Annotated in this window: 23 protein-coding genes; 17 read left to right on the forward strand and 6 right to left on the reverse strand. The window is 64.9% G+C overall.

What is annotated here, in order from left to right; all coding sequences use genetic code 11:
• The first annotated feature begins 12 nt into the window (after window positions 1-12).
• Entirely contained in the window at window positions 13-5,382 is a 5,370-nt protein-coding gene (locus LMJ30_RS20690) for a hybrid sensor histidine kinase/response regulator (RefSeq protein WP_229434447.1), read from the forward strand.
• On the opposite strand, the gene LMJ30_RS20695 is transcribed toward LMJ30_RS20690, so the two are convergent.
• Window positions 5,369-6,805 (reverse strand): cryptochrome/photolyase family protein, encoded by a 1,437-nt coding sequence (locus tag LMJ30_RS20695; protein WP_229434448.1) that lies wholly within the window; start codon window positions 6,803-6,805, stop codon window positions 5,369-5,371. The genes LMJ30_RS20690 and LMJ30_RS20695 overlap by 14 nt on opposite strands.
• Window positions 6,806-6,966: 161 nt before the next feature.
• Between LMJ30_RS20695 and LMJ30_RS20700 the strand changes: the two genes are divergently transcribed.
• The 6 genes from LMJ30_RS20700 (at window position 6,967) to LMJ30_RS20725 (ending at window position 11,643) form a co-directional block, all read left to right on the forward strand.
• The gene (locus tag LMJ30_RS20700; RefSeq protein ID WP_229434527.1) at window positions 6,967-7,623 is read left to right on the forward strand and encodes a YqgE/AlgH family protein; all 657 of its coding nucleotides are present in this window, start codon (window positions 6,967-6,969) and stop codon (window positions 7,621-7,623) included.
• On the forward strand, window positions 7,623-8,021 hold the full coding sequence (gene ruvX, locus LMJ30_RS20705; RefSeq protein ID WP_229434449.1) for a Holliday junction resolvase RuvX: 399 nt from the start codon (window positions 7,623-7,625) through the stop codon (window positions 8,019-8,021). The genes LMJ30_RS20700 and ruvX overlap by 1 nt, the downstream gene beginning before the upstream one ends.
• Entirely contained in the window at window positions 8,002-8,523 is a 522-nt protein-coding gene (gene pyrR / locus LMJ30_RS20710) for a bifunctional pyr operon transcriptional regulator/uracil phosphoribosyltransferase PyrR (RefSeq protein WP_229434450.1), read from the forward strand. Before ruvX ends, pyrR begins: the two co-directional genes overlap by 20 nt.
• The gene (locus tag LMJ30_RS20715) at window positions 8,516-9,481 is read left to right on the forward strand and encodes an aspartate carbamoyltransferase catalytic subunit (RefSeq protein WP_229434451.1); all 966 of its coding nucleotides are present in this window, start codon (window positions 8,516-8,518) and stop codon (window positions 9,479-9,481) included. The genes pyrR and LMJ30_RS20715 overlap by 8 nt, the downstream gene beginning before the upstream one ends.
• Window positions 9,478-10,791, forward strand: coding sequence for a dihydroorotase (locus LMJ30_RS20720; RefSeq protein WP_229434452.1), 1,314 nt, complete (start codon window positions 9,478-9,480; stop codon window positions 10,789-10,791). Before LMJ30_RS20715 ends, LMJ30_RS20720 begins: the two co-directional genes overlap by 4 nt.
• A 123-nt stretch (window positions 10,792-10,914) precedes the next feature.
• Window positions 10,915-11,643, forward strand: coding sequence for a lysophospholipid acyltransferase family protein (locus LMJ30_RS20725; protein ID WP_229434453.1), 729 nt, complete (start codon window positions 10,915-10,917; stop codon window positions 11,641-11,643).
• Here the strand turns inward: LMJ30_RS20725 and LMJ30_RS20730 are convergent, their stop codons facing one another.
• Window positions 11,644-12,492: a symmetrical bis(5'-nucleosyl)-tetraphosphatase gene (locus LMJ30_RS20730; protein WP_229434454.1), complete on the reverse strand. Its 849-nt coding sequence runs from the start codon at window positions 12,490-12,492 to the stop codon at window positions 11,644-11,646.
• 91 nt (window positions 12,493-12,583) lie between these two features.
• Between LMJ30_RS20730 and rfbB the strand changes: the two genes are divergently transcribed.
• From rfbB to LMJ30_RS20780, 10 genes are all read left to right on the forward strand, one after another.
• Window positions 12,584-13,651, forward strand: a complete 1,068-nt coding sequence (gene rfbB, locus LMJ30_RS20735; RefSeq protein WP_229434455.1) for a dTDP-glucose 4,6-dehydratase — start codon at window positions 12,584-12,586, stop codon at window positions 13,649-13,651.
• Entirely contained in the window at window positions 13,612-14,538 is a 927-nt protein-coding gene (rfbA, locus tag LMJ30_RS20740; RefSeq protein ID WP_371873064.1) for a glucose-1-phosphate thymidylyltransferase RfbA, read from the forward strand. The genes rfbB and rfbA overlap by 40 nt, the downstream gene beginning before the upstream one ends.
• Window positions 14,538-15,083: a dTDP-4-dehydrorhamnose 3,5-epimerase gene (gene rfbC / locus LMJ30_RS20745; RefSeq protein ID WP_229434457.1), complete on the forward strand. Its 546-nt coding sequence runs from the start codon at window positions 14,538-14,540 to the stop codon at window positions 15,081-15,083. The genes rfbA and rfbC overlap by 1 nt, the downstream gene beginning before the upstream one ends.
• Window positions 15,080-15,934: a dTDP-4-dehydrorhamnose reductase gene (gene rfbD, locus LMJ30_RS20750; RefSeq protein WP_229434458.1), complete on the forward strand. Its 855-nt coding sequence runs from the start codon at window positions 15,080-15,082 to the stop codon at window positions 15,932-15,934. The genes rfbC and rfbD overlap by 4 nt, the downstream gene beginning before the upstream one ends.
• Before the next feature lie 268 nt (window positions 15,935-16,202).
• A complete protein-coding gene (locus LMJ30_RS20755; RefSeq protein ID WP_229434459.1) occupies window positions 16,203-17,300 on the forward strand; it encodes an MraY family glycosyltransferase in 1,098 nt (365 codons plus the stop codon).
• Between the two features lie 79 nt (window positions 17,301-17,379).
• Window positions 17,380-17,691, forward strand: a complete 312-nt coding sequence (locus tag LMJ30_RS20760) for an H-NS histone family protein (protein ID WP_229434528.1) — start codon at window positions 17,380-17,382, stop codon at window positions 17,689-17,691.
• Between the two features lie 189 nt (window positions 17,692-17,880).
• Entirely contained in the window at window positions 17,881-19,263 is a 1,383-nt protein-coding gene (locus LMJ30_RS20765; RefSeq protein WP_229434460.1) for a phosphomannomutase/phosphoglucomutase, read from the forward strand.
• 13 nt (window positions 19,264-19,276) lie between these two features.
• Window positions 19,277-20,257, forward strand: a complete 981-nt coding sequence (gene waaC, locus LMJ30_RS20770; protein ID WP_229434461.1) for a lipopolysaccharide heptosyltransferase I — start codon at window positions 19,277-19,279, stop codon at window positions 20,255-20,257.
• Complete coding sequence (waaA, locus tag LMJ30_RS20775; protein ID WP_229434462.1) at window positions 20,254-21,522, forward strand: lipid IV(A) 3-deoxy-D-manno-octulosonic acid transferase; 1,269 nt, start codon at window positions 20,254-20,256, stop codon at window positions 21,520-21,522. Before waaC ends, waaA begins: the two co-directional genes overlap by 4 nt.
• 42 nt (window positions 21,523-21,564) lie before the next feature.
• The gene (locus LMJ30_RS20780; RefSeq protein WP_229434463.1) at window positions 21,565-22,116 is read left to right on the forward strand and encodes a YcxB family protein; all 552 of its coding nucleotides are present in this window, start codon (window positions 21,565-21,567) and stop codon (window positions 22,114-22,116) included.
• Window positions 22,117-22,153: 37 nt separating this feature from the next.
• Here LMJ30_RS20780 and LMJ30_RS20785 read toward each other — a convergent pair whose 3' ends face one another.
• Genes LMJ30_RS20785 through glyS form a run of 4 tightly spaced genes read right to left on the reverse strand, consistent with a single transcriptional unit; the run spans window position 22,154 to window position 26,528 of the window.
• On the reverse strand, window positions 22,154-23,095 hold the full coding sequence (locus LMJ30_RS20785) for a M48 family metallopeptidase (RefSeq protein ID WP_371873065.1): 942 nt from the start codon (window positions 23,093-23,095) through the stop codon (window positions 22,154-22,156).
• Window positions 23,096-23,100: 5 nt separating this feature from the next.
• Window positions 23,101-23,841: a lysophospholipid acyltransferase family protein gene (locus LMJ30_RS20790; RefSeq protein WP_229434464.1), complete on the reverse strand. Its 741-nt coding sequence runs from the start codon at window positions 23,839-23,841 to the stop codon at window positions 23,101-23,103.
• Between the two features lie 24 nt (window positions 23,842-23,865).
• Window positions 23,866-24,429: a D-glycero-beta-D-manno-heptose 1,7-bisphosphate 7-phosphatase gene (gene gmhB / locus LMJ30_RS20795; protein WP_229434465.1), complete on the reverse strand. Its 564-nt coding sequence runs from the start codon at window positions 24,427-24,429 to the stop codon at window positions 23,866-23,868.
• A gap of 11 nt (window positions 24,430-24,440) precedes the next feature.
• Entirely contained in the window at window positions 24,441-26,528 is a 2,088-nt protein-coding gene (gene glyS, locus LMJ30_RS20800) for a glycine--tRNA ligase subunit beta (protein ID WP_229434466.1), read from the reverse strand.
• Window positions 26,529-26,539: the final 11 nt, after the last annotated feature.

Genomic DNA, 26,539 nt, shown 5'->3' on the forward strand with positions numbered 1-26,539 from the left:
TCCAAGGCAAGCATGACCATGACTGATTTTTCGCACGCGCCGCATTTCGATACCGGACCGCTGTCCTGGGTCATGAGCGAGATCCGCGAGGCGCTGGTGCGCTCGCGCGAGGCGCTGCTGGACGCGGCCGCGCGCAGCGCCGACGCCCAGGGCACACCGCTGCAGCACGCGCGCGCCCACCTGCACCAGGCCCACGGCGCCTTGCAGATGGTCGACGTCGACGGCGTCGGCGCGTTGACCGCGTGCGCCGAGGAGGCCTTGCAGCGCTTCCGCGACGGCGCGCCGGCCTGCGATCCTGCCAGCGCAAAGGTGGTCGCCGACCTGTACCAGGCAGTCATCGAATACCTTGAAGAGCTGCTGTCGGGCGCCGTGCCGCAGCCGGCGCGCCTGTTTCCGTATTACCGCGACATCCAGCAACTGCTCGGGGCCGCGCGCATCCATCCGGCGGACCTGTTCCATCCCGACCTTTCGGCGCGGGTCGACCTGCCGCCGGCTGCGCCTGCGGCGGCGCCCGACTACGCCGCTTGCCGCGCGCGCTTCGAAAAGGCCTTGCTGCCTTTCCTGAAAAGCAGCGCCGATGAAGCGCGCCGCACCCATGCGGCAGCGATGCGCGACGCCATCGGCGACATCGCCGACGGCCAGCAGGACGTGCATGCGCGCGCCTTCTGGCTGGCGATGCACAGCGTCGCCGCGCTGGTCGCCAGCGGCCAGCTGGCCGGCGATTTGTATGTCAAGCAGCTGTTCGGGCTGATCAACCTGCAGATCCGGCGCCTGTCGCAAGGGCAGGGCAGCCTGCCCGAAGCGATGCTGCGCGACGCGCTGTTTTTCATCGCCGCCGCGCCCGAACCCTTCGATGGGGCGATACCGCTGCGCCGCGCCTACCGCCTCGACGGCATGGTGCCGGCCGATTACGAGACGCGCCGCTACGGCCGCATCGACGCCCAGGCGCTGAAGGAGGCGCGCGAAGCGCTGGCCCAGGCCCAGGCGGCGTGGGACCGCGTGGCCACCGGCATCGACCCTGCCGGGGAGAGCGCATTCGCCAACGCGCTCGCGGTGCTGGAAGACGCCAGCACGCGCCTCGGCGCCACCGCGCTGGCGCAGCTGTTGCGCGAACTTGGCCGGGTTGCCAGGGATTCGATCGCAGCAGGGCGCAGCGACCAGTTCAGCCTTGAGATGGCGGCGGCCCTGCTGTTCGTCGAACATGGCCTCGACCAGGTCCGCCAGCTGCCCGCCGACTTCGATGCGCAGGCCGAGGTGGTGGGCGCACGCTTGCTGGCGCTGGCCGCCGGCGAAACACCCGCTGCCGCGCCTGAATGGCAAGGCAACCTGTCGCGCCAGATCCAGCAGGGCCAGACCGTGGCGGTGCTGGCCGACGAGATGAAGGCAGGGCTGCGCCAGGTCGAGAAGGTGCTCGACGATTATTACGCGGACCCCGCCAGGCGGCCGACGCTGGCCCAGATCGACCCGGTGCTGCACCAGCTGCACGGCGCGCTGGCGATCCTCGACCAGGACCACGCGATGCGCGCGGCCTCGCACGTGCGCGACGCGGTGCGCCTGCTGGCGTCCGGCGACGGCGACCAGGCCTCGGAAGCCGCGTCGCTGCAGAACATCGCGCAGAACGTGGGCGCACTGGGCTTCTTTGCCGACATGCTCGGCCAGAACGTCGACACCGCCAGGGAGCGGTTCGAGTTCGACCAGAACGAAGGCATGTTCCGCCAGGTGCCGTTCGAAAAGGCCGCCGCTGCCGCGACGCCGTTCGACCAGGAAGACAGCGTGCCGCCGCCTGCCGCCCCGGTTGCCGAGGAGTTGGCGCCAGTGACTGCCCCGGCCGTGGAGGAACAGGGCGAGGCGGCCATCGAGGCCGAGCTGCTCGAGATCTTCATCGGCGAGGCGCAGGAAGTGCTGGCGTTTGTCGCCGCCACCCTGCCGGCCGCGCGCAATGCGCCGGCCGACCAGGAAACACTGACGCTGTTGCGGCGCTCGTTCCACACGCTGAAGGGCAGCGGCCGCATGGTCGGCCTGGACAGCTTTGCCGATGCCGCAGCCGGCGTTGAGCGCGTGATGAACGTATGGCTGTCGGAGGCGCGCGAAGCGAGCCCCGACCTGCTCGCGCTGCTGGACCATGCGACGCAGGAGATGACCGCCTGGGTGGACGAGCTGGTGCAAACCGGTGCATCGCGCCGCAGTGGCGATGCGCTGGCGGAAGCCGCCGCGCGGGTGCAGGATGGCGGCCCGTTCGCAGCGCCGCAGGCAGCGCCGGTGCCAGAGGCTCCCGCAGCCGAGGCGCGCGCGCCGTCGAGTGGCAATGTCATCGAATTCCCGGGCAACGCGCGGCCGGCTGTCACGCCGCCCGAAGAAAACGCAAGGCGCATCGGCGACCTGGCGATTCCGCTGCCGCTGTATAACATCTACGTCGTCGAGACCGACGAGTTGATGCGCCTGCTGACCCGCGACTTCAGCGAGTGGCGCCATGAGCCGGACCGCCCGGTCACGGCCGAAGCGCTGAAAGCCTCGCATACGCTGGCCGGCACCTCGGCCACCGTCGGCTTCAAGGCGCTGTGCGAACTGGCGCATGCGCTTGAGATGGTGTTGCAGGCGCTGGCGCCGCCAGCACCGGTGCTCGACGAAGGGCAGCGCGCACTGCTCGACGAAACGCTCGAACGCGCCGGCCATATGCTCCAGCGCTTTGCGCAGGGCGCGCTGTCGCCGGCGCAGCCCGAACTGGTCGCGCGCCTGGAGGCGCTGCGCGAGCAGCTCGACGCTCCCGCCGGCCAGCACGCCGATGGCGAGCTGACGGAACGCCTCGACGCGCTGTTTGCCGCGACCCTGGAAGAACTGCTTGATCCGCCACCGGTGCTTGCGGAAGCCGCCCCGCGCGACGCGGAAACGGCGATGGCCGAAACGGCGATCGAAGCAGGCGACATGTACGACGCCGCCTTCGACGACGCTTTCGATGCGCCCGAGCTTGAGCAGGCGGCGCCGCCGCCGGCCCCGCCTGTCGGCGGCGACGACGACATCGAGGACGACGAGCTGGCGCTCGAACTGATTTCCGAAGCCGAACCGCAGCCGTCCATTCCGGGCATCGCGCCGGTAGGGGAGCCTGAACCTGAACCTGAACCTGAACCAGGCGTGGGGCTTGAGGACGGCCTGCAGGCGGTGTCGGGCGACGCGGTATTTGCCGACGAAATCGACCCGGACCTGCTGCCGGTCTTTTTGGAAGAAGCAAGCGACCTGCTGCCGGAAATCGGCCAGGGCCTGCGCCAGTGGCAGCAGAACCCGCAGGACGGCGCCGCCGTGCAAAGCGTATTGCGTGCGCTGCACACGGTGAAGGGCAGTGCGCGCATGGCAGGCGCGATGCGCCTTGGCCAGCACACCCACGAGATCGAAACCCAGATCGAGAACATGGTGCACGCGGCGACCAGCACGCCGGCCGCGTTCGACGAGTTGATGGTCAACTACGACCAGGCGATGGTGCTGTTCGAGCAGCTGCAGCAGCCGGCAGCGCCGGCGCCGGCGCCGGTGGACACGGAAGTCGCGCCTGACGATGCGCTGGCCGCACAGGCGCGTACGCCGCTGGTGCGGGTGCGCGCGGACATCCTTGACCGCCTGGTGAACCAGGCCGGTGAAGTATCGATTACGCGCTCCAAGCTGGAGAACCAGGTTGGCACGCTGAAAACGTCGCTGTCCGATTTCGCCGACAACCTGGCGCGGCTGCGCCAGCAGCTGCGCGAAGTGGAAATGCAGGCCGAATCGCAGATCGCATCGCGCATGTCGATCGCGGGCGAGCGTGAATTCGATCCGCTCGAGTTCGACCGCTTCACCCGATTGCAGGAGCTGACGCGGATGATGGCCGAAAGCGTCAGCGACGTGGCCTCGTTCCACGACAGCCTGACGCGCAGCGTCGATGCCGCCAACGCCGACCTGGCGGTGCAGTCGCGCCTGACGCGCGACCTCCAGCGCGACCTGATGCGGGTGCGCATGGTGCCTTTCGCAAGCCTGTCGGAACGGCTGTTCCGTGTGGCGCGCCAAGCGGCGAAAGAAGTCGACAAGCGGGTCAACCTGGACATTCGCGGCGGCTCGGTGGAGATCGACCGCAGCGTGCTGGAGCAGATGGCGGCGCCGTTCGAACACCTGCTGCGCAACGCGATCGTGCACGGCATCGAAGCGCGTGAGCGGCGCGTGGCCGGCGGCAAAGCCGAAACCGGCGAGCTGCTGGTGCAAGCCAGCCAGCAGGGTAACGAAGTGGTGATCCAGTTCAGCGACGACGGCGCGGGCCTCGACCTGGACCGGATCCGCGCCAAGGCGCGCGAGAGCGGCCTGCTTGGCGAAGGCATCGACGTGAGCGACGCGGAAGCGGCCGACCTGATTTTCGAACCCGGCTTTTCGACGGCGGAATCGCTGACCGAACTGGCCGGGCGCGGTGTCGGCATGGATGTGGTGCGCGCCGAGAGCCAGGCGCTGGGCGGACGGATCGCGATCGTGTCGGAGCCCGGCAAAGGCGCACGCTTCACCATCCACCTGCCGCTGACGCTGGCGGTAACCCAGGTGGTGCTGACTTCCAGCGCGGGAAAAAGCTACGCGCTGCCGTCGGTGCTGGTCGAACAGGTATTGCAGGTGAAGGAAGCGGCGCTGGCGCAAGCCCACGCTGCCGGCCACATCCAGTACCAGGGCCAGCGCGTAGCGCTGCACTACCTGCCCGCTTTGCTCGGCGACCCATCGGCGCAGCCGGCGGCGCAGCGCTCATGCCCGGTGATGGTGCTCAAAAGCGGCTCCGAGCGGGTGGCGGTGCACGTCGACGAGGTGCAGGGCAACCGCGAGGTCGTCATCAAGAATATCGGACCGCAGCTGGCGCGCATGGCGGGCATCGCGGGCGCCACCGTGCTGGGTTCGGGCGACATCGTGCTGATTCTGAACCCGGTGGCGCTGGCGCACCACGGCGCGCACCATGCGCTGCTGGCGGGCCGTCCGGCGAATGCGCCAGCGCCGGAAGCCTTGTCGCGCAAGCCGGTCATCATGGTGGTCGACGATTCGCTTACGGTGCGCAAGGTAACCCAGCGCCTGCTCGAGCGCGAGGGCTTCCAGGTGATGCTGGCCAAGGACGGGGTCGACGCCCTTGAGCACATGCAGGAGATCCGTCCCGACCTGATGCTGGTCGATATCGAGATGCCGCGCATGGATGGCTTCGACCTGACACGCAATGTCCGCGGCAACGAGGCGACGCAGTCGGTCCCGATCATCATGATCACCTCGCGCACCGCCGACAAGCACCGCAACTACGCGCTGGACCTGGGCGTGAACGCCTACTTCGGCAAGCCGTACCAGGAAGACGCGCTGCTGGCGGCCATCAACGGCCTGCTGCAGCGCGAGCTTAAAGCCGGGTAGCGGCGGCCTTCACCACGTCGAAGCGCGCGAGGGTCTTCTTGCGCGCTTCGTCGTGCGCAACGATCGGCGCAGGATAATCGCGCGCCGCGCCTTTGCGCTCATGCAGCCATGGCGCATGGATCTGCTTGCGGCCCATCGATGCGAGCTGCGGCACGTACCGGCGTATGAATTCGCCATCGGGGTCGAAACGCTCCGACTGCGTCACCGGATTGAAGATCCGGAAGTAGGGCTGCGCATCGCAGCCGGTGGACGCAGCCCACTGCCAGCCGCCCGTGTTCGACGCCATGTCGTAGTCGATCAGCTTGAGCGCGAAATAGCGTTCGCCCCAGCGCCAGTCGATGCCCAGGTCCTTGACCAGGAAGCTGGCCGTGACCATGCGCAGCCGGTTGTGCATGAAGCCGGTCTGGTTGATCTGCGCCATGGCCGCGTCGACCAGCGGGTAGCCGGTGCGGCCTTCGCACCAGGCGGCGAACAACTCGTCCGCGTCAGGGCCGGACTCCCACTCGATGGCGTCGTACGCCGGCTTGAACGAGCGCTCGCCCACGTGCGGATGGCGGTACAGGATCATCGCGTAGAACTCGCGCCATATCAGCTCCGATAGCCACACCGGCGCTCCCGCGCCGCCTCCGCCGTAACCCAGCATCGCCTGCACGGTGCGCACCAGGTGGCGGATCGAGATGGTGCCGAAGCGCAGGTGCACCGACAGGCTCGACGTGCCCGCGACAGCCGGGAAGTCGCGCGCCGTCGCGTACTGTTCGATACGTTCGAGGAAGCCATCGAACATTGCCGCGGCGCCGTCCATGCCGGTCGCGACATGCGTGTCCGCCGGGTCGAAGCCAAGCTCCGCCAAGGTCGGCAGCGCTGTCCAGGGCAGCGGCGGCGCGAAACCGCTTGCATGCGGCGCGATATCGAACGGGTCGAGGCTGTCGGGCTGCGCGGCGAGGCGCTTGAGCCAGGCGTTCTTGTAGGGCGTGAAGACCGAGAAGGGCTGTGCGGCCAGCGTCAGCACCTCGTCCTTTTCGAAAATCACCTGGTCCTTGTAACCGTGGAAGGCGCGGCCGTCGGCTTTCAGGCGCGCGGCAACCGCGCCGTCGCGGGCGATGGCGCCCGGCTCGTAATCGTTGTTGGTGAAGACGGCATCGACTCCCAGTTCGGCGGCCAGCGCCGGGATCGCCTCGACCGGATCGGCATGGCGCACCAGCAGCGCGCCGCCCATCTCGCGCAGCTCGGCGTCGAGCTCGGCGATGCTTGCGTGGATGAAACTCACGCGCCGGTCGTCGCGCGGTAGCGGCGCGAGGATCGTGGTGTCGTAGATAAAAACGCAATACACCTGGCCGGAGGCGGTCAGGGCATGATGCAGCGCGGCATGATCGTAGGCGCGCAAGTCGCGGCGGAACCAGACTAAGGATTTATTGAGGGTCATTTATTCGTGTGCAGGGTCAAGGTTTTGCTGTTTTCGGGACGCGCGGCTGGGCGCTTCCAATGGTGAGCGGCGCAAATCAGTGTAAACTATCGAAAAGAGCACGGTTGTAGCCAGTTTGTTGCAATAAACACCAGAGAGCGAGCCTGGAGAGAGTGATGCGTATGAAGAAGAGCAAAGTCGGCAAATCTCTGCCCATCCACGGGCTTGCGCAGCATTCATCCGTCGACGAGGAAATGTCCGCCATGGCGCCATCGACGCTCAACCTTGCAAATCATTTCCTGATCGCCATGCCGTCCATGCAGGATCCCATCTTTGGCGGCGCCGTGGTGTACGTTTGCGAGCACAACGACAAGGGCGTGCTGGGCGTGGTCATCAACAAGCCGACCGACATGACGATGGATGTGCTGTTCGAGCGCATCGACCTGAAGGTGGCCGACAGCGTGCAGGAGCAGGTTGCCAGCGAGCCGATCATGTTTGGCGGCCCGGTCCAGGATGACCGCGGCTTCGTGCTGCACACGCCGGGCGGGCGCTACTCGTCGTCGCTGCCGGTGACCGATGACGTGGCGTTTACCACCTCCATCGACGTGCTTGAAGCGGTGGCGTCCGGCGACGGCCCGCAACGCCTGCTGGTGTCGATCGGCTACGCAGGCTGGAGCCCGGGGCAGCTGGAAGAGGAGATCAGCCGCAACGGCTGGCTGACCGTCGGCGCCGACGCCAATGTCATGTTCGACCTGCCGATCGAGCAGCGCTACACCGCTGCCATCAAGCTGCTGGGCATCGACCCAATGATGCTCGCCTCCGAGGCCGGCCATGCGTAATGGTTGAGCTCGTTTTCGGATTCGACTTCGGCATCAAGCGGATTGGGATGGCGATGGGCAATACCCTGACGGGGCAGGCGCAGCCGCTCGCCGTCATCCAGGCCATCGACAACGCCGCCCGCTTCAAACAGATCGGCGATTTGATTTCCGAGTGGCGCCCGGCCCGCCTGATCGTCGGCGAGCCGCGCCACCCCGACGGCGCCGAGCACGAGATGACCCTGCGCTGCCGCCGCTTCGCCAACCAATTGCATGGCCGCTTCAACCTGCCGGTCGAGCTCGTCGACGAACGCTATTCGTCGGCCGTGATCGCGTCCAAACGCGGCGAGCTCATCGATGCGAAAGCCGCCTCCATCATTTTGCAACAATACTTTGACGATCATGCCAACCACAACAACTGAACAGTTCGACGCGGAAGCGTTGTACCGCGAACTGCTGCAACAGGTGCGCGCCGCCATGCCCGGCTTGCCCAACCTGGCCATCGTCGGCATCCATTCGGGCGGCGCATGGCTGGCCGAACGGCTCGCCGACGACCTCGGCGTCAAGGACCGGCTTGGCTTCATCGACGTCTCGTTCTACCGCGACGACTACGCCAAAAAGGGCCTGCACCCCGACGTCAAGCCGACCCAGATCGGCTTCTCGGTCGACAGCGCCACCATCTTGCTGGTAGACGACGTGCTCTACACCGGCCGCACCACGCGCGCGGCGATCAACGTGCTGTTCGACTACGGCCGCCCGGCGCGCATTACGCTGGCGGCGCTGGCCGACCGCGGCGGACGCGAACTGCCGGTCGCGGCGGACTTCGTCGCCACCCGCGTCGCCCTGGGCGATCATCAGTCGCTGGCGCTGTCGCGCGGCGCAGACGGCAAACTTACCCTGACCATCGAAGACGACAATGCTTAACCCGCAACTGAACAAGAACGGCGAACTCCAGCACCTGCTGACGATCGAAGGACTGCCCAAGTCCATTGTCAACCACATCCTCGACACCGCATCGAGCTTTGTCAGCATCTCCGACCGCGAGGTCAAGAAGGTGCCGCTCATGCGCGGCAAGAGCGTATTCAACCTGTTCTTCGAAAACTCGACGCGCACCCGCACCACCTTCGAGATCGCCTCGAAGCGCCTGTCGGCCGACGTGATCAACCTGAACATCCAGGCATCCTCGGCCAGCAAGGGCGAGTCGCTGCTCGACACGATCGACAACCTGGCCGCGATGAGCGCGGACATGTTCGTGGTGCGCCACGCGCAGTCGGGCGCGCCCTACCTGATTGCCAAGCACCTGAACGACACCAAGCAGGGCCACTGCCACGTGGTCAACGCCGGCGACGGGCGCCATGCGCACCCGACCCAGGGCCTGCTCGACATGTACACCATCCGCCACTACAAGAAGGACTTCACCAACCTGCGCGTGGCGATCGTCGGCGACATCCTGCACAGCCGGGTGGCGCGTTCCGATATCCACGCATTGACCACGCTGGGCGTGCCGGAAGTGCGCGCGATCGGACCGCACACGCTGCTGCCGGGCGGGCTTGAGCAGATGGGCGTGCGCGTGTTCACCAGCATGGAAGCAGGCCTGAAGGACGTCGACGTCATCATCATGCTGCGCTTGCAGAACGAGCGCATGACCGGCGCGCTGCTGCCGTCGGCCCAGGAGTATTTCAAGAGCTATGGCCTGACGCCGGAGCGCCTCGCGCTGGCCAAGCCGGACGCCATCGTGATGCACCCGGGGCCGATGAACCGCGGCGTCGAGATCGATTCGGCGGTGGCCGATGGCGCGCAGGCAGTGATTTTGCCGCAGGTGACTTTCGGGATCGCGGTACGGATGGCGGTAATGAGTATTTTGGCAGGCACACACGGATGAAACTACATATCAAGAATGGTCGATTGATCGACCCGGCAAACGGCATTGACGCAGTCACCGATTTGTTCATTGACGGCGGCGTGGTTGCCGCAACCGGCACGGCGCCGGCAGGCTTTGAAGCCGAGCGCGTCATCGACGCCACCGGCCTGGTGGTCGCTCCTGGCCTGGTCGACCTGTCGGCGCGCCTGCGCGAGCCGGGCTACGAGTACAAGGCGACGCTGGAATCGGAAATGCAGGCGGCGGTGCAGGGCGGCGTGACCAGCCTGGTGTGCCCGCCCGACACCGACCCGGTGCTCGACGAGCCGGGCCTGGTCGAGATGCTCAAGTACCGCGCGCGCAACCTGAACCAGGCGAACGTCCATCCGCTGGGCGCGCTGACGATGGGCTTGCAGGGCAAGGCGCTGACCGAGATGGCCGAATTGACCGAAGCAGGCTGCATCGGCTTCGCCCAGGCCGAGGAACCGATCGAGGACACCACCGTGCTGCTGCGCGCAATGCAGTACGCGAAAACCTTCGACTACACCGTCTGGCTGCGTCCGCAGGACGCGCACATCGGCCGGGGCGGCATCGCCCACAGCGGCCCGCTGGCGTCGCGCCTTGGCCTGTCCGGCGTACCCGTGATGTCCGAGACTATTGCGCTGCACACGATTTTCGAGCTGGTGCGCTCGACCGGCGCGCGGGTTCACCTGTGCCGCATGTCGTCGGCCGCGGGGCTTGACCTGGTACGCGCCGCCAAGAAGGAAGGCCTGCCAATCACTTGCGACGTCGGCGCGCACCATGTGCACATGACCGACGCCGATATCGGCTTCTTCGACTCGAAGGCGCGCGTGGCGCCGCCGTTCCGCAGCCAGCGCGACCGCGACGCGATCCGCGCCGGGCTGTTCGACGGCACCGTCGACGCCATGTGCTCGGACCATACGCCGGTCGATGACGACGAAAAGCTGCTGCCGTTCGCGGAAGCCTCGCCGGGCGCGACCGGGCTGGAACTGCTGCTGTCGCTGGCGCTGAAGTGGGCTGACGATTACGCCGCAAGCCAGCATGCCGAAGCAGGTTCGCAGTCACCGCTGTCGCGCGCGATTGCGCGCATCACGGCTGATGCAGCCCGTGTTGCGGGCCTGAAGGCGGGTACGCTGGCGCCTGGCGCCGCCGCAGACGTGGTGGTGTTCGATGCGGGCGCGCGCTGGAAGGTGGAAGCGTCTGCCCTCGCCAGCCAGGGCAAGCACACGCCGTTCGTCGGCTACGAGCTGACCGGGCAGGTGCTCACGACGATCGTCGCGGGCCACGTGGCCTACGAACGCCAAGCCAAATAGCACCTCGCCGTCGTTCCCGCGAACGCGGGAACCCATACCCTGCGTGCATTGACGCTCAGTATGGGTTCCCGCGGGGCCGCCGAGACGTTCGCGGGAACGACGGTGCCACTGTACTGGTCCACATTGAATCTTCGACTCACCTTACGCCTTGCCCGTATCCTACTGCACCTGCTGGAGGGGCTGGTAACCTGCGCTATCGTTTTCCCGTGGGTTGGAACTGGCCGCCGCAGCGCGCGTATCCAGAACTGGTCGCGCCGCCTGCTGGCGATCTGCAAGGTCACCGTCGCGGCGCCTTCGGGCGCGCCGGCCTTGCATCACGCGCTGATCGTCGCCAACCATGTGTCGTGGCTCGACATTTTCGTCATCAATTCGGTACACCCGTGCCGCTTCGTCGCCAAATCCGAAATCCGCGAATGGCCGGTGCTTGGCTGGCTGGTCGAACAGGCCGGCACCGTGTTCATCGCGCGCGGCAGCCGGCGCGACCTGCGTAGCGTGTTCAAAGGGATTGTCGCCGCGCTCCAGATGGGCGCGCGCGTCGCCTTTTTCCCTGAAGGGACGACCGCGCCGCAGGGTACCGTCCTGCCGTTTCATGCCAACCTGTTCGAGGCCGCGGTGGACGCAAAAGTGCAGGTGCAGCCCTACGCGCTCAGGTATCTCGATGCGAATGGCGCGCTGCACCCGGCGGTGGACTTCGTCGGCGACATGACCTTCGTGCAGAGCGTGATGGCCATCCTCGCATCCGGGTCGATCCGCGCGGAGCTGGTTCGCCTCGCGCCGATCGACGCCGCCGGCGCGCACCGGCGCGAACTGGCGGACCGGGCCCACGGCGCCATCCAGGGCGCGCTCGGCTGACTACTTCTTCTTGCCGCTGTGCGGCTTGTATTCCGGGCAGTCGACCTGCAGCAGGCGGCGGTCGTCAAGGCATACCGCGGTCAGCTTGCCGCCCCAGACGCAGCCACTGTCGAGGCCAATAACGTCGTCGCGCATCAGGAGGCCCAGCGCCGACCAGTGGCCGAACACCACGGTCACGTCGTGCGTCTGGCGGCCTTCCAGGTCGAACCACGGCAGCAGGCCTGACCCTGCCGGCGCAGCGGCGCTTTCTTTCTGCTTGAAGTCCATCACGCCGCCAGGGGTGCACAGGCGCATGCGGGTCAGCGCGTTGACGATGCAGCGCAGGCGCGCGATGCCGGTCAGCGACTCGTCCCAGCGATCCGGGGTGTTTCCATACATCTGGGCGAGGAAATCGCGCCAGCCGGCCCCGCGCAAGGCCGCTTGCACTTCCGCGGCCAGCGCCATCACTTTGTCGGCGGACCATTGCGGCAGCACGCCCGCATGCACCAGCAGGCAGCGGCCGGAGCGCAGCGCCAATGGACGCTGGCGCAGCCAGCCGACCAGTTCATCGCGGTCGGGCGCGGCCAGGATGGGGTCAAGCGTGTCCGACGGCGACACCGCCTGCGCGCCCGCGGCCACCGCCAGCAGGTGCAGGTCGTGATTGCCGAGCAGGGCTTCGACCCGTCCGCCGCTGGCCTCCTGCAGCGCGCGCACGCGGCGCAGCGCGCCGAGCGAGTCCGGGCCCCGGTTGATCAGGTCACCGACAAAAAGGATGCTGGCGTCGCCTTGCGCATCTGCGTGTATCCGGTCGAGCAGCAGTTGCGCTTCATGGGCGCAGCCCTGCAAGTCGCCGATGGCGTAAGTCCTCATTCCTGTTTACCCATATGATGAAATTACTAAGAAGAGCGCAAGTTTCGCATAGAATTATGCCTTCGGATCAACAACCCAGGCGGGATACTTCATGATTTTCGTTACCGGCGGCGCCGGTTTCATCGGCTCGAATTTCGTCCTCGACTGGCTTGCGCAGTCGGGCGAGGGCATCGTCAACGTCGACAAACTGACTTACGCCGGCAACCTGGACAACCTTGTTTCGCTGCAGGGCGACGCGCGCCACCACTTTGTGCGCGGCGATATCTGCGATGGCGACGCGATGCTGGCGCTGCTGGAACAATACCGGCCGCGCGCGCTCGTGCATTTTGCCGCCGAAAGCCATGTCGACCGCTCGATCCACTCTCCTTCCGCATTCATCACGACTAATGTGAGCGGTACCTTCGCATTGCTTGAAGCGGCCCGCGCGTATTGGAATACGTTGACCGGCAGGGAAAAGGACGAATTCCGCTTCGTGCATATTTCGACCGACGAGGTGTACGGCTCGCTGGGCGAAAACGACGCGCCATTTACCGAAATGACGGCTTATGCGCCAAACAGCCCGTATTCCGCATCGAAGGCATCGTCCGACCACCTGGTGCGCGCCTATTTCCATACCTATGGCCTGCCCACGATTACCACCAATTGTTCAAACAATTACGGGCCTTACCAGTTCCCTGAAAAGCTGATCCCGCTGGTGATGGCCAATGCCCTCGCCGGCAAACCGCTGCCGATCTATGGCGACGGCGGCCAGGTTCGCGACTGGCTGTATGTAAGCGACCACTGCGCGGCGGTGCGGCGCGCGCTCGAAGCCGGCCGGCCGGGCGAGGTGTATAACGTCGGCGGCTGGAACGAAATGAAGAATATCGACGTGGTGCGCACGCTTTGCGCCATTCTCGACGAGCTCAGGCCGGCACCGGGCCGCAGCTACGCCAGCCAGGTCAGGTTTGTGGCGGACCGTCCCGGCCACGACCGCCGCTATGCCGTCGACGCCGGAAAGATCGAACGCGAACTCGGGTGGAAGCCAGTTGAGACATTCGACACCGGCATTCGCAAAACCGTGCAATGGTATCTGGACCATCAGGACTGGGTGGCCAATGTGCAGTCGGGCGCCTACCTGTCATGGGTCGAGCAAAATTACGCGAAACGGGAGGCCAGTTGAATAGCAGGGCGCGCAAGGGAATTATCCTGGCCGGCGGATCGGGAACCAGGCTGTATCCCGTGACCATGAGCGTATCGAAGCAGTTGCTGCCGATTTACGACAAGCCGATGATTTACTATCCGCTGACCACGCTGATGTTGGCTGGAATCCGCGACATCCTGATTATCTCGACGCCGCAAGATACGCCGCGATTCCAGGATTTGCTGGGTGACGGCTCGCAGTGGGGCATCAGCCTCAGCTACGCGGTGCAGCCGGAACCGGAAGGCCTGGCGCAGGCATTCGTGATCGGGCGCGATTTTGTCGGCGGCGGGCCGTCGGCGCTAATCCTTGGCGACAATATCTATTATGGACATGGCCTCGACCAGAAGCTGAGCGTGGCCAATGCGCGCACCGCTGGCGCCACCGTGTTTGCGTACCACGTGCTCGACCCGGAGCGTTATGGCGTGGTTGAATTCGACGCCGGGCAGCGTGCCGTCTCGATCGAGGAAAAACCGCGCCAGCCAAAGTCCAATTACGCGGTCACCGGGCTGTATTTTTATGACAGCCAGGTGTGCGACATCGCCGCGTCGATCAAGCCGTCGGCGCGCGGCGAACTGGAAATCACCGATGTCAACCGGACTTATCTTGAAGCGCAACAGCTATCGGTGGAAGTCATGGGGCGCGGCCTGGCCTGGCTCGATACCGGCACCCACGAATCGCTGCTCGAGGCCTCGCAATTCATCGCCACCATAGAAAAGCGCCAGGGCCTGAAAGTGGCGGTGCCCGAAGAGATTGCCTACCGCAAGGGTTATATCGATGCGCAAGCGCTCGAGCGGCTGGCCGATCCACTGAAAAAAAACGGCTACGGCCAATATCTGCTCCGCGTGCTCAACGATAAGGTATTTTGATGAAAGTTACGCCCACCTCCATGCCGGAAGTCCTGGTATTCGAGCCGACTGTCTTCGGTGATGACCGCGGCTTTTTCTATGAAAGCTATAACGCGCGCCAGTTTTCGCAAATGACGGGCCTGTCGGTCAATTTTGTCCAGGATAACCATTCGCGCTCGGCCAAAAACGTTTTGCGCGGGCTGCATTACCAGATCCGCCAGCCGCAGGGCAAACTGGTGCGGGTGGTATCGGGCGCGATTTTCGACGTGGTCGTCGATATCCGCGCCTCGTCGCCGTTTTTCGGCCGCTGGGTAGGTGTCGAGCTGTCCGCCGAAAACCGCCGCCAGCTGTGGGTGCCGCCCGGTTTTGCACACGGCTTCGTGGTCACCAGCGATAACGCCGAATGCCTCTACAAGACCACCGATTACTGGTCGCCCGAGCACGAGCGTTCGATCCTGTGGAACGACCCGGCGCTGGCCATCGAATGGCCGCTGTCCGGTACGCCTATGTTGTCGGGCAAAGATAGCCAGGGCAAGCTGCTTGCCGACGCCGAAGTATTCCCATGAGGATATTGCTGACTGGCGCGGGTGGGCAGGTCGGCTATGAGCTGGCGCGCAGCCTGCAGCCACTGGGGCAGGTAATGGCCGTGGACCGGTCCGCCATGGACTTGTCCGACCTCGGCCAGGTCCGCGATGTGATCCGTTCGGTCAAGCCTGGCCTGATCGTGAACGCGGCGGCCTATACGGCGGTGGACAAGGCGGAGTCGGAACCGCAACTCGCACGCCGCGTCAACGCCGAAGCGCCCGAGGCCATGGCGGTTGAGGCGCGCAAACTGGGCGCGGCGATGGTGCACTATTCGACCGATTACGTGTTCGACGGCAGCAAGTCCGGCGCCTACGTGGAGAGTGATACGCCCAACCCGCTCAACGTCTACGGACAGAGCAAGCTGGACGGTGAGCAGGCGGTTGCCGCAGCCGGGATCGACCACCTGATCCTGCGCACCAGCTGGGTATATGGCATGCGCGGGAAAAACTTCCTGCTGACCATGCTGCGCCTCGCAAAAGAGCGCGACGAGTTGCGCGTGGTATGCGACCAGCATGGCGCCCCGACCTGGAGCCGGACGGTGGCGGATACCAGCGCAGTGCTGCTGGCCAAGGCCCAACAGGGCGGGCGCGACTGGTGGGCACAACACACCGGCCTGTACCACCTGGGAAGCGGCGGCCAGACGACCTGGTGCGGCTTTACCGAAGAAATCCTTGCATTGCAGAAGTTGAACTGCAAGCTGGTGCCGATCACAACGGCTGATTATCCCTTGCCGGCGCGCCGTCCCCAGAATTCCCTGCTCGATTGCACCCGCTTGCGCGCCCTGTGTGCGTTGCCGGATTGGCGCGACGCGCTCGCTTTGTGCCTGGAATGAGCGATAAGGTGGAAATTCATTATTTCGAAATGTAAATCTCCTCGGATATATCGAATGCTGCAAGCACAATCTCGGTGCTTTATCGAAAAGCAATTGCCGGTTGTTCAATAAAAGAGTTTGCTGAACTGTCAAGACAGTACCTTCCAATCCGGTACAATCACGGCATTTGGTGTGGATGTTCCGATCAAGCTGCGGTTGCAGCCGCTATTAACTTACCAGGCAGGGCACGAGCTTGCCGGGGGCTTGTTCTTATAGAATAATAAAATTAATGTTTTCTTTCCTCGTGAGTTTCGTCGCGTCCGCGCTCCTGACCCTGCTGGTAATTAAGCAGGTGAGGCTGCACGGGCGCGCACTCGATACCGATTTCCTCGGCGTTCAAAAAGTCCATTCGCACGCGGTGGCGCGGATCGGCGGCCTGCCGATTTTTCTCGCGGTCGTGACCAGCGCGGCGATTTCCATCTGGCGCGTGCCGGACATGTCGGGCTGGCTGCTGGGGCTGTTGTTATGTTCGTCGGTCGCGTTCGCGGCCGGCATCGTCGAAGACTATACCGGCAACGTCAGCGCATCGCGGCGCCTGTTATTGACGATGGTGGCGGCGCTGCTTGGCTACTTCCTGCTCGACGCGCGCCTGGCACGCATCGATATGCCGTTTGGCGGCTCGCTGGTATTCGACTATATCTGGCTGGCCTTGCCCTTCACCCTGCTGGCGGTGGCCGGCATTGCCAACGCCGTCAATATCATCGATGGCTTTAACGGCCTGGCCAGCGTTGTCACGATCTGCATGCTGATTTCGCTCGCCTATGTGGCGTTCCAGGTGGGCGACGTGTTTGTGCTGGTGGCGGCCCTGATGGTGGCGGGGGCGACTGCAGGCTTCCTGATTTGGAATTACCCGGTCGGGCTGATTTTCCTGGGCGACGGCGGCGCGTATTTCATCGGATTCATGCTGGGCGAGCTGGCATTGCTGCTGGTGATGCGCAACCCGCAGGTCTCGACCTGGTATGCCGCCTTGCTGCTGATTTACCCGGCTTTTGAAACCTTATTCTCGGCCTATCGCCGGATGTTTGTACGCGGGAAGTCACCCGCAATGCCGGACGGTATACATTTGCACAGCCTGATATTCCGCCGCATCGTGCAATGGGCGGTAGGCCGCGCGGAGGCGCGCGCCCTGATGCGCCGTAACTCGCTGACATCGCCTTACTTGTGGACGTTTTCACTGATGGCGGTAATACCGGCAACGGTGTTCTGGCGAAATACAGGTATATTGATTTGTTTCTGTTTATTGTTCGTTATCAGCTACATTTGGTTGTATGCGCGTATCGTTCGATTCAAGTCACCGAGGTGGCTGATAATGTACAAGAAGGACTAGCATTTGTCCGGGATTGTAGTATATTGCGACAATTGGTGATATTTCACTTATTCGTTCAAACCACAACTAAGGAACCATGATGGATCTGTCAAATATGTCCGTTGGTGATTTGCGTAACCTGCAGGATCAAATCAAACAGGAAATGAAAAAGCGTGAGCACCAGGAAGTCGCAAAGGCTCGCGAACAAATCATGGCTATCGCGCAAAGCGTCGGCGTACCTTTGAAAGACCTGATCGGCACCGGCGCGCGCGGCGGTAAAACTGGCAGCGTCGCGGTCCGTTATCGCCACCCTGACAATTCAGCCCAGCAGTGGACCGGCCGCGGCCGCCAGCCAAAGTGGGTCAAGGAATGGGTTGAAGGCGGCAAATCGCTGGACAAGCTGCGCGTTTAAGCCAGTCCCATGTAGCGGCACGACTCGCGGGCGCATTTCCCAAGCGCCCCGCTTGCCGCTACAATATGATGTGTTCTATTCAATCTAATTCCCTTAGCTTCCGACGGTTTCCCTTGTTTGCCGCGCCCGCGATTGAACCGGGCCGCGCAGGGTCCGCGCGCCGCGTTTAATTCAAAGGTAAAAACAAACATGGTTTCTCTTTCCAAGACGATTTTCAAGGCCTATGACATCCGCGGCGTCATTGGCAGCACGCTCGACGCCGGTATTGCGCGCCAAATCGGTATCGCATTTGGCAAGGCCGCGCTGGCCAAGGGCGAGCGCAAGGTCGTCATCGGCCGCGATGGCCGCCTGTCGGGTCCCGAACTGTCGGCGGCCCTCGCCGCCGGCCTGCAGCACGCCGGCGTCGACGTCATCGACCTGGGCATGGTCGCCACCCCGATGGTCTACTTCGGCACCAATGTGCTCGGCGCAGCCTCCGGCATCATGGTCACCGGCAGCCACAACCCGCCTGACTACAACGGCTTCAAGATGGTGCTGGCCGGCGAAGCGATCCACGGCGACACCATCCAGGCGCTGTACCAGGCCATCGCCAGCGGCGACGGCGCAGCCGCCGACATCCCGGGCAGCTACAGCACCCACGACATCCGCGCCGCTTACATCGAGCGCATCCTGGCGGACGTGAAGATTTCGCGCCCGATGAAAATCGCGGTCGACTGCGGCAACGGCGTGGCCGGCGCTTTCGCGGGCGACCTGTACCGCGGCATGGGCTGCGAGGTCATCGAGATGTTCTGCGAAGTCGATGGCACCTTCCCGAACCACCATCCGGACCCGGCCCACCCGGAAAACCTGCAGGACCTGATCCGCGTGCTGCAGGAGACCGACGCCGAGATCGGCCTGGCCTTCGATGGCGACGGCGACCGCCTGGGCGTCGTCACCAAGGACGGCCAGATCATTTATCCGGACCGCCAGATGATGCTGTTCGCGGCCGACGTCCTGTCGCGCAATCCGGGCGCCGAGATCCTGTACGACGTCAAGTGCACGCGCCACCTGGCGCCATGGATCGAAAAGCACGGCGGCCGCCCGCTGATGTGGAAAACCGGCCACTCGCTGGTCAAGGCCAAGCTGCGTGAAACCGGCGCGCCACTGGGCGGCGAGATGAGCGGACACATCTTCTTCAAGGACCGCTGGTTCGGCTTCGACGACGGCCTGTACTCGGGCGCGCGCCTGCTCGAGCTGCTGACCCGCGTGGAAGACCCGTCGGCGCTGATGAACGCGCTGCCGCAGTCCGACAGCACGCCCGAGCTGCACCTGCACCTGCAGGAAGGCGAGAACGTCGAGCTGATCGAAAAGCTGCGCACCGGCGCGACCTTCACGGGCGCCGAGCGCATCATCACCATCGACGGCCTGCGCGTCGAATACGCCGACGGTTTCGGCCTCGCGCGTTCGTCGAACACCACGCCGGTCGTCGTCATGCGCTTCGAGGCGGAGTCGCCGGAAGCGCTGAGCCGCATCCAGGGCGAGTTCCGCCGCGTGATCGTGGCCGCCAAGCCTGACGCGCACCTGCCGTTCTGAGCATAGCGTGGCCTTGAATATCCTTTTGGTGCGGGTGTCGTCGCTGGGCGACGTCCTGCACAACCTGCCGATGGTGGCCGACATCCTGCGCCATTACCCCGATGCGAACATCGACTGGGTGGTGGAGGAGGGCTATGTCAGCCTGGTGCGGCTGAACCCGCACGTACGCAAGATCATCCCGTTCGCGCTGCGGCGCTGGCGCAAGAAGCTCGGCGACAAGGCCACGCGCGCCGAGATCAAGGCCTTCTTCGCCACGCTGCGCGAGGAGCGCTACGACTACGTCTTCGACACCCAGGGCCTGCTCAAGACCGGCATCATCATGGGGGCGGCCCGCACTGTCGCAGGCGGCCAGAAGGTCGGCCTGGCCAACGGCAGCGAAGGGTCGGGCTACGAAGGCATCTCGCGTATCTTCCATACAAAGAGCATCCCGCTCGACCCGCGCACCCATGCGGTAGCGCGCGGGCGGCTGGTGGCCGGCGCGGCGCTCGGCTACCCGGTGGACGTGGCGCCCGATTTCGGGCTGCCCGGCCCAGGCACCGCCAACCGTCCGCATTGGATGCCGCCTGAGGACTACGCCGTGTTCTTCCACGGGACCGCGCGCGACGCCAAGAAGTGGCCAGGCGCGAACTGGATCAATACCGCCAATGCACTGGCGCCGATGCCGGTGCTGCTGGCCTGGGGCTCGCCTGGCGAAAAGCGCGAAGCCGAGGCGATTGCAGGCGGCGCGCCGAACGCGGTGGTGCTGCCGAAGCTGTCGATGGACGAAGCCATTTCGCTGGCGCGCAACGCGGCACTGGCGATCGGCGTGGACACCGGCCTGACGCACATCGCCGCCGCCTTCGTGCGCCCGACCATCGAACTGTATTGCGACTCGCCGAAGTGGAAAACCGAAGGCAACTGGTCGCAGCGCATCATCAACCTGGGCGACCTGGGCGCCCCGCCATCTGTGCCCGAGGTCCTGGCCGCAGTGGAGCGCCTGAAAGGCCAGCCTTGACGCGCGGCGTGTACTCCGCGCTGTGGGTGCTGGCGCTGCCGTTCGTGCTCGGACGGCTGTGGTGGCGCGGCCTGCGCGAGCCCGGCTACCGCCAGCACCTTGGCGAGCGCCTCGGATTCTACGGCCGGCGCGACGCCGGCTGGCACACGCTCTGGGTGCACGCAGTCTCGGTCGGCGAAACGCGCGCGGCCGAACCGCTGGTCGACGCGCTGATGCAGGCCTACCCGGACAGCCGCATCGTCCTGACCCACATGACCCCGACCGGGCGCGCGACCGGCAAGGCGCTGTACGCCAAGCACGGCGCGCGGCTGGTGCAAAGCTATCTACCTTACGACATCGAATGGCTGGTGCGGCGCTTCCTGCGCTTTTTTGCACCGCGCATCTGCATCCTGATGGAGACCGAGGTGTGGCCGAACATGATCGCGGCCTGCCAGCGGCACGATGTGCCGGTTGCGCTGGTCAATGCGCGCCTGTCCGAACGCTCGCTGCGCCGCGGCCAGCGCTTTGGCGCGCTGATGATGCAGACGGCGCGCGGCATCACCCTGGTGGCTGCGCAAACCGAAGCCGATGCCGCCCGTGTCCGTGCGCTCGGCTCGCCGAAGGTGGAGGTTACCGGCAGCATCAAGTTCGATGTCGTGGTGCCGCAGGCTGCGCTGGACACTGGCGCCTGGCTGCGCGAGCGCATTGGCGGCCGCCCGGTGCTGCTGTGCGCCAGCACGCGCGAGGGCGAGGAAGCGCTGATCCTCGACGCGTGGCAGGCGATGGCGCCGCGGCCCCAAGGCATGCTGCTGGCGATCGTGCCGCGCCACCCGCAACGCTTTGACGAAGTCGCGGGCCTTGCCGCGGCGCGGGGCATGACTGTGCAGCGCCGTTCGCAGCTTGGCGAAGAGCCGGTTGCCGCCGACGTTTTGCTGGGTGACTCGATGGGCGAGATGTTCGCGTACTACGAAGCATGCGACTGCGCCTTCATCGGCGGCAGCCTGCTGCCGCTGGGAGGGCAGAACCTGATCGAAGCCTGCGCGCTCGCGCGCCCCGTCCTGGTCGGCCAGCACACCTTCAATTTTGCCCAGGCGACCGAGGAGGCAATTGCCGCCGGCGGCGCGTTACGTGTGAAGGATGCGGCCCGGATGCTCGAACAAGGCGCCCGTTTGCTGGCAGACCGTGGCGCGCGCGCCACGATGGGACAACGCGCCGCGGCCTTCGCAGGGGCACACAAGGGCGCGACCCTGCGCACGCTTGAACTGTTGAGGCCATTAATTCACTAACATTTTGTTACCATGTCCCCATAAGAAAAGCAGGGGAAGTTCATGTTAGGGTACAACCAATCCAAAATGGCCGGCACTGAGCCGCTTGCATCGCTCGAACCGCGCACCACGATCAACATCGCCGTTCCGCCAAGCCAGCACGCTGATGCGCGCGTCCCCGTTTTGCATGACGATCCGGCCCGCGTACCGATGGTTTTCTCGGTCCGGTATTCCCTGTCCGAGTACTCCGGCTTCATGTGGGAGCACGGCGGCTACCTGATTCGCCGCCGCCGGCTTGGCGTGCTGCGCACCTACCTGATGCTGCTCAAGACCACTGGTTCGGCCGCGCTGCATTTTGCCGCCGCGGGGCGCGGCAAACTGGTCTACGAATTCACCATCGACGACCATGGCATCGTGCGCAGCTGCTCGCGCGGCGTAACCTTGATTTCGTGGGATGACGTGGTGCGCATCCGGCGCTACCGGCGCGGCTACCTGATGGTGCTCAAGCGCGGCACCTTGCCGATTCCGTACCGCTGCCTCGGCGAGGCCGAGCGGGCAGGGATGGAGCGCTACACAGAGATGCTGAAAATCGCCGCGCAGGCGCGGCATGCCTGATAGTATGCGTCGTTCCCGCCTCCGCGGGAACGACCGATCAATCGAACAATACCGGCAGTTCCTGCGAGCGCTGTCGCAGCGCCGCGCGCGCCCCTTCATAATCCGGATACACCGAACCGACCTGCGCCCAGAAGCGCGGGCTGTGATTCATCTCGAGCAGGTGCGCCAGTTCGTGCGCGACCACATAATCGATCAGCGGCAGCGCGAAGTGCACCAGCCGCCAGTTCAGGCGGATGTTGCCGCCCACGGTGCACGAACCCCAGCGCGTACCTGCCGACGACAAGGCCATCGAGGCGTAGCGCACCCCCAGCTTCTCCGCGTACAGGTCGAGCCGCTCGGCAAACAGGCGCCTGGCCTCGGCCTGGTACCAGATCTTCACGCGTTCTTTCAGCTGCCATTCGGACAGGCCTGGCGCCACGCCGAGGCGGAGGATGCGCGCCTCGCCATCGAACACGCAGTGGCTGCGCGGCGCCTCCTCGATACGCAAGGTGATGTCTCCGCCCAGGAAAGGCAGCTGGGCGCCGTCGGTCCAGCGCACCGGCGGACGTTCTTCGCGGGTCGCGCGGCGCTCGCCCCGTTCATGCAGCTTATTCAAAATCCAGCGCTGCTTGGCGCGGATGGCGGTGTCGATTTCTGCCAGCGTGATGCGGCGCGGCGCGGTGACGCGCAGGCCGTTATCGTCGATCATGAAGCCGATCGAGCGGCGCGTCGAGCGGCGCAGCTCGAATTCGAGGAAGTGCGCGCCAAGCTGGATGCGGCGCAGCGGCGGCGAATCGGGCGAGCGTGGCGACGTTGGGATGGTTGGGCGCGGCGGGACTGGCGGCGCCTTGAACAGCGGTTGTGGCGGAGGTGGCGGGCTTTTCGCGGCTGGTTCAAGCGCCGCGAAAAAGTCCTGTGCAAATAATTCGAGTTGGTGCCCGTTGATCTTTGGTGACGTCATGTTCTGCTGCGGGGTCGATGCGCGGATCAGGGCGCCCATTTCGCTTAGCCAGCGTTGTAGACGTGGGGTGAAATGACGCGCATTTCTGATTCTATCCAATTTTCCACCTCTTCCATCATGCTGTCGGCCGTGTGGCCATCCGGAGCTATTGGTTTTCCGATCGATACCGTAATCAGGCCGGGGCGCTTGATGAATGAGTTCTTCGGCCAGCACTCGCCAGAATTATGCGCGATCGGCACGACGACCGTGTTGGTTTCGATGGCAAGGCGTGTGCCTCCGCTTTTGTACTTGCCCTTTTGGCCAACCGGTATCCGTGTCCCTTCAGGGAACATGATAATCCATTGGCCGTCCGCCAGCCTGCGTTTGCCCTGAGTTACAACATGTTTGAATGCGTTTTTTCCCTGGCTGCGGTCGATCGGGATCATGCGCAGCAGCGCCATGCCCCAGCCGAAGAAAGGTATATACAAAATCTCTTTCTTGAAAACGTAGACCAGGGGGCGCGTCAGGCTTGGAAGCAGGAAGATGGTCTCCCATGCCGACTGGTGCTTCGACAGCACGATGGCCGGCGCGTCCGGCAGGTTGTCATAGCCTTTGAACTCGTAGCGGATGCCGCAAATGACCTTGGCGCACCAGATCACAAAGACATTCCAGCGCGAGGTCACCCAGAAGCGTTTGTTGTAAGGCAGGGGCGCGGCCAGCATGCAGACCCACACCCAGATCACGGTGGCCAGCACCATCACGACGGTGAACAACAGGGAACGCAGGAACAGGGTGAAGTTACGCAAAATATCTCCGGATTTTTTATGTTGTTATGCAGCGCTTGCGGCAGGCGCGGTAGCGGCCTTGAGCAGCGCGTCGACCATGCTGGCCAGGTCGGGGAAGACCTGGGTGCCTGGCGGCAGGCCGCCGGTCTCCAGCGTCTTCTGGCCCTTGCCGGTCAGGACCAGGTAAGGCGCGCAGCCGCTGATGAACCCTGCCTGCAGGTCGCGCAGCGAGTCGCCCACGGTCGGCACGCCCTTCAGGCTGACCTTGAAGCGCTTCGAGATTTCGTCGAACATGCCAGCCTTGGGCTTGCGGCAGTCGCAGTTGTCGATCGCCGCGTGCGGACAGAAGAAAATCGCGTCGATGTCCGCTCCCACCTGCTGCGCACTGGTGTGCAGCTTCTGGTGGATCGCATTCAGGATCGACATGTCGAACAGCTCGCGCGCGATGCCGGACTGGTTCGACGCGATCACGACGCGGTAGCCGGCCTGGTTCAGGCGCGCGATCGCTTCGAGCGAGCCGGGGATGGGAATCCACTCGGCCGGCGATTTGATGAATTCGGGCGAGTCATGATTGATGACGCCGTCGCGGTCGAGGATGATCATCTTCATGGCGGCTCCGATCACGATGCCAGTTTCGAAATGTCGGCCACGCGGTTCATCATGCCGTGCAAGGACGACAGCAAGGCCAGGCGGTTGTTGCGCAGCGCAAGGTCTTCATCCATCACCATCACGTCGAGGAAGAAGGCGTCGACGTCGTCGCGCAGGCGCGCCAGCGTCTTGAGCGTGCCTGTGAAGTCGCCCGCGGCAAACGCCGCATCGACATCGGGACGCACGCGGTTGATCGCGCTGTACAAGTTGCGCTCCGCTTCTTCCTTCAGCAGGCCTTCCGAGACGGTACCGATGGCGGCGTCGGTCTTTTTCAGGATGTTGGTGATGCGCTTGTTGGCGGCGGCCAGCGACGCACTCTCCGGCAACGCGGCAAACGCCTGCACCGCTTCGAGGCGCTGGACGATGTCGTCGAGGCGGTCGGGGTTTTGCGCCAGCACCGCTTCGACTTCGTTCGGTGTGAAGCCGCGCTCGCGCAGCATGCCGCGCAGGCGGTCGATGATGAAGGCGCTGACATCAAGCGTCGGGTCCTTGAACCCGGCACGGGTTTCGAACTGCGCGGCGGCGAATGCCAGCAACTCGCTGATGCCGACCGGCAGGCGCTTCTCGATCATCATGCGCAGCACGCCGAGGGCGTGGCGGCGCAGCGCGAACGGGTCCTTGTCGCCGGTTGGCTGCAGGCCGATGCTCCAGATGCCGACCAGGGTTTCCAGCTTGTCGGCCAGTGCGACGGCGGTGCCGGTCGCGGTCGACGGCAGGGCGTCGCCGGCAAAGCGTGGCTGGTAGTGTTCGGACGCGGCCAGCGCGACTTCCTCGTGCTCGCCATCGTGGCGCGCGTAGTAGCTGCCCATGATGCCTTGCAGTTCAGGGAATTCGCCCACCATGTCGGTCAAGAGGTCGGCTTTGGCCAGCAGCGCGCCGCGCTCGGCCAGCAGCATGTCGTAGCCGAGGCGCTTGGCGATGGCGCCAGCCAGCGCGGCCAGGCGCATGGTACGCTCGGACTGGGTGCCCAGCTTGTTGTGATAGACGACGTTGGCCAGCAGCGGCAGGCGCGCTTCCAGGGTCTTCTTTTTGTCCTGCTCGAAGAAGAACTTGGCGTCGGCCAGGCGCGGACGCACCACGCGCTCGTTGCCGCCGATGATGTGCTGCGGCGATTCGGTGGCGATGTTCGAGACGATCAGGAAGCGCGAACGCAGCTTGCCGGCGGTGTCGGTCAGCGCGAAATACTTTTGATTGGTCTGCATCGTCAGGATCAGGCATTCCTGCGGCACGGCCAGGAACTCTTCTTCGAAGCGGCATTCGTAGACCACCGGCCATTCGACCAGCGCGGCCACTTCGTCGAGCAGCGATTCGGGCATCAAGACCTTGTCGGCGCCGGCTTTTTCAAGCAGCGCCGTGCGGATGCGCTCCTTGCGGGCGGCCGGGCTGGCGATGACGCGGCCTTCGGTTTCCAGGGTTGCTTCGTAGTGCTGCGCGTGCGCGATGGCGATGTCGCTGCCGTCGGTCAGGAAGCGGTGGCCGAGCGTGATGTTCGATGCGGCCAGGCCCAGCGCAGTCAGCGGGATCACCTGTTCGCCATGCAGCGCGACCAGCTTGTGCGCCGGGCGCACGAACTGCACGGTGTCGCCGCCAGGGCGCTGGTAGCTCATCAGCTTTGGGATCGGCAGCTTGGCCAGGGCGTCAGCCAGCGCGGCCTGCAGGCCGGTCGACAGCGCGCTGCCTTGCGCGGTGTGGGTGTAGAAGAAGCTCTCGGCCTTGCCGTCCACGGCGCGTTCGAGGCGGTCGACGGTGACGTCGGCAAAGCCCATCGCGGCCAGCTTCTTGGCCAGCGGCGCGGTCGGGTTGCCGTCGGCGTCCAGCGCGACGCTGACCGGCAGCACCTTGTCGCGGATCGACTTGTCGGGCGAAGTGCCGCGCACGTTGGTGATCGATACGGCCAGGCGGCGCGGGGTGGCGTAGGTGGTGGCGGCGCTGCCGTCGTCGAGGAAATCGCGCGACTTCAGGCCGTTCACGATGGCGGCGGCAAAGGCGTCGCCCAGTTTGACGAGTGCCTTCGGCGGCAGTTCTTCGGTCAGCAGTTCGACTAGTAATGTCTGGTTCATGTTGTTCTATC

Source organism: Massilia agrisoli, assembly GCF_020831365.1.
Lineage (GTDB): Bacteria > Pseudomonadota > Gammaproteobacteria > Burkholderiales > Burkholderiaceae_D > Telluria_A > Telluria_A agrisoli.